Origin of the sequence: Geminicoccus sp. (assembly GCF_035556675.1) — a bacterium.
Taxonomy (GTDB): domain Bacteria; phylum Pseudomonadota; class Alphaproteobacteria; order Geminicoccales; family Geminicoccaceae; genus Geminicoccus.
The window spans coordinates 1-2,009 of the sequence record NZ_DATMFZ010000017.1 but is presented as its reverse complement, the minus strand read 5'-3'; the positions used below and the strand labels follow the sequence as shown (position 1 = coordinate 2,009).

The 2,009-nt window shown below is 71.6% G+C and carries 2 protein-coding genes; both read right to left on the bottom strand.

What is annotated here, in order from left to right:
* Positions 1 to 980 (bottom strand): polyketide synthase (locus tag VNS22_RS01260; RefSeq protein WP_325728795.1); only part of this gene is annotated, 980 nt, incomplete at its 3' end.
* Between the two features lie 138 nt (positions 981 to 1,118).
* The coding region (locus VNS22_RS01255) for an SDR family NAD(P)-dependent oxidoreductase (protein WP_325728793.1) at positions 1,119 to 2,009 on the bottom strand (891 nt) is incomplete at its 5' end.

The following is a 2,009-nucleotide window of genomic DNA, read 5'->3' as shown; positions in this document are numbered from 1 at the left end:
CCCACCCACAGCGGCCGGTCGCGCTTGGCGAACACCTCGGCCAGCGCGTGCATCTCGATCGGATCGCCCAGGCTGGTCCCGGTGCCGTGTGCCTCGACCGCATCCACCGCACCCGGATCCAGGCCGGCATCGGCCAATGCTGCGCGCACCACCGCCGCCTGGGCCGGGCCCGACGGCGCCGTCAGCCCCGCCGAGCGCCCGTCCTGGTTCACCGCACTGCCCAGCACCAAAGCCCGCGCCCGCACCCCCGCAGCCGCCCGGCGCAACACCACCACCCCACAGCCCTCGGCATGGGCGAAGCCGTCGGCCGCGGCGTCGAATGGCCGGCAGCGCGACGAGGGTGAGGTGGCGCCGAGCTTGCTGCTGGCGACCAGGCCCAGCGGGGACAGGAGGAGATGCACCCCGGCGGCGATGGCCAGGTCGCACTCCCCGTTGCGCAGCGACTGCATGGCCAGGTGAATGGCGACCAGGGACGAGGAGCAGGCGGTGTCGACGGCGATGGCCGGGCCGGTGAAGCCGAAGGTGAAGGAGATCCGGCCGGCCGCGATGCTGGTATGGGTGCCGCTCGCCGACCAGCCGCCGATCGCGGCCGGCTCGGGCGAGCCGCGGCCGATCAGGCCGTAATTATTGTTGTAGAGGCCGACGAACACGCCGACCCGGCCGCCATGGCTGGGATGGCCGAGCTCGCCGGCATCCTCCAGCGCCTGCCAGACGGTCTCGAGCAGGATCCGCTGCTGCGGGTCCATCGCCTCCGCCTCGCGCGGGCTGATGCCGAAATGGGCTGCGTCGAACCGGTCGATCCGGCCGAGCATGCCGGCTTCGCGCTGACGGGTCTTGCCCGGCGCCGCTGGATCGGGGTCATACCAGGCACGATGGTCCCAGCGCTCGGCCGGGATCGGCGTCACCGCATCGGTGCCCGAGGCCAGCAGGTTCCAGAAGTCCGCGGCGCCGTCGACAGCGCCGGGCAGACGGCAGGCCATACCCACCACCGCAATGGGCGCTGAGCGTCCAGTTGCGCCAGCGTCCATTGGCGTCGTCCTCCCAGATATTCTTGAGGCGCCTGCAGCCGCACGTACGGAGACGGTCGGTTTCACCATTTCTGCCGTGATTCGTCTAAATTATAACCCCGCTTCCGGCAACCATGCAGTCTCTGAGCGGTTAAACAGTGTTATAATTATCATAGGCCCGCGCAGTCGGAGGCAGCGCCGCCAGGCGGCGAGCGCCGCGGCAGGCTGGTGGACCGGCAGATCACCATCCCGCCATCGGACCGCCGCCTGTGCCATCCCCGTCGCATCCCAGGCACCCCAGGCGACCGCCAATGCCGGCAGGCCCGCCGCCATGCGCTCTTGGGCAATGGCCGGGAGCACGGCGTTGGCGGCGGCATAGGCGCCGGCACCGGTCAGTCCGGCCAGCATGGTGAGCGAGCCGAACAGCATGAAATGCTCGATTGGCAGGCCCCGGCTCGCCCGGTCGAGATGCCTTGCACCGTCGACCTTGGCTCGGAAGGCCGGCAGCATCGCCGCCACTTCCTGGCTGGCGAGGAGGCCATCCGCGGTGACACCCGCCAGATGGAAGATCCCGCGCAACGGCGGCCCGGCTGTGGCGAGGTCGCGCAGGAGCGCATCGACCTGATCACCATCGGCCAGGTCGCAGGCATGTGTGGTCAGGCGTGGATCCGGTCCGAAATCCTCCGGCAGGCGGCCCTGCCGGCTCGCCAGCACGACCCGGCCGGCCCCCGCTGTCAGCAGCTCGCGCGCGATCATCCGGCCGATCCCGCCAGTGCCGCCGGTCACCAGATAGGTTCCGTCGGCGCGGATCGGGGCGGGATCGGGCCGGCTGGCCGCCGGTCGGAATCGGCGGACGAGGCGGACGCCGTCCTGCAGCAGCACGACCGGCTCATGGCCCTCCCGGCCGAGTTCGCCAGCCAGCGCCGCCGCCGGATCGGCGAGCCGGGCAGGGAGGAGGATCCGGCGCGGCCGCAGGCCCGGATACTCGGTCCGTGCGGTGGC